The sequence below is a fragment of the Paenibacillus zanthoxyli JH29 genome, from assembly GCF_000520715.1.
Classification (GTDB): domain Bacteria; phylum Bacillota; class Bacilli; order Paenibacillales; family Paenibacillaceae; genus Paenibacillus_AQ; species Paenibacillus_AQ zanthoxyli.
Map to the genome: position 1 here is coordinate 1 of NZ_ASSD01000415.1, position 1494 is coordinate 1494.

At 59.5% G+C, this 1494-nt stretch carries 1 protein-coding gene; it reads left to right on the plus strand.

Going from position 1 to position 1494, the window contains the following annotated elements; genetic code table 11:
* Nucleotides 1-131: 131 nt before the first annotated feature.
* The coding region (locus L691_RS0115640) for an MDR family MFS transporter (RefSeq protein ID WP_025691399.1) at nt 132-1494 on the plus strand (1363 nt) is incomplete at its 3' end.

The following is a 1494-nucleotide window of genomic DNA, read 5'->3' on the forward strand; positions in this document are numbered from 1 at the left end:
GGTTCAGCAGGGAGGGAACACTCCGCGAGTACCGCCATACACCGTCCGGGTTTCAGGACGTGGATTTATATGCGCTGCTGCGCCGGGATTGGCGCGATTTGATAACCCTAGAGAGAGAAGGATAATCGTACATGATGCTGCGAGGAACATCTGAACGCGGGCTGATCTTGACAGGGGTGCTGCTGGCGACCTTTCTGGCCGCGATTGAAGGCACCGTTACCGGGCCTGCCGGGCCGGCCATAGCCGGTGATTTTGCAGGCATGCAGTGGCTCAGCTGGATCTTTACCGCTTATTTGCTGGCAATGGCGGTAACCACACCGATTTTTGGCAAGGTCAGCGATCTGTTCGGCCGGAAGCCCGTATTCTTAGGGGGTGCTGCCGTATTTCTTGCCGGTTCGGTGCTGTGCGCTGTGTCTCAGAGTATGGAGCAGCTTGTGGTCTTTCGCGCGCTGCAGGGGGTAGGAGCGGGAGCTCTGATTCCAATGACATTCACGATCATCGGGGATATTTACAGCATCGAGGAGCGGGCCAAAACTCAGGGTATGCTGAGCTCGGTATGGGGGATTTCTTCGCTGGTCGGCCCGCTGCTGGGCGGTTATGTGGTCGATTATTTGAGCTGGCGCTGGATTTTTGTCTTCAATCTGCCCTTTGGTCTGCTGGCGATTGCCTTTATCGCCCGGTACTTGAAGGAGGACCGGATACGCCGCAAGACGGAGATCGATATATTCGGAGCGCTGCTGTTCGCCGCAGGCATGGGCGCATTGCTGTTCGGCTTATCCACCGGCGGACAGAATTTCCCATGGAATTCGCCGCTGCTGATCGCCACGCTTGCGGCATCCGTACTGCTGCTGGCCGCTTTCTGGGCGGTGGAACGGCGCGTCCCGGAGCCGATGCTGCCGCTTAGCCTGTTCCGGGTCCGCAACATTGCCTTCTCGACGGGCTCCAACCTGTTAATCAGCACGCTGGTTATCGGGCTGGCTACATATGTGCCGCTTTGGGTGCAGGGGGTCAACGGTGGCAGCGCGGCATTGTCCGGCCTGTTGATTGCTCCGCTGTCGGTCGGCTGGATATTCGGCTCCGTCGCAGGCGGACGCCTAATCCTGCGTGCGGGCTCACGCCGAACGGCGATGTTGGGTCTGGCGCTGATCTTCGCCGGAGCCTTCGGCCTTACACTGCTGTCTCAAGGCTCGCCCCCCTTGCCTTTGCTTGCCCTGATGCTGCTGTGCGGCATAGGCTTTGGATACTGCTCGACCGTCTTTACGATTATCGCCCAGTCTTCTGTGGGGCACAGCATGCGCGGCGCTTCGACGGCGCTAAACACGTTCACCCGCTCATTGGGGCAGACGGTCGGGGTAGCCGTGTTCGGTTCATGGCTGAACCTGCGGATCGACCAGCTGCTAAAAGGCTCCTCATCAAGCGGGATTACGGGAGAGGACATGAATAAGCTGCTCGATCCCCAGGCGGGAACTGAGCTATCCGGTACGGCTGGCGGCG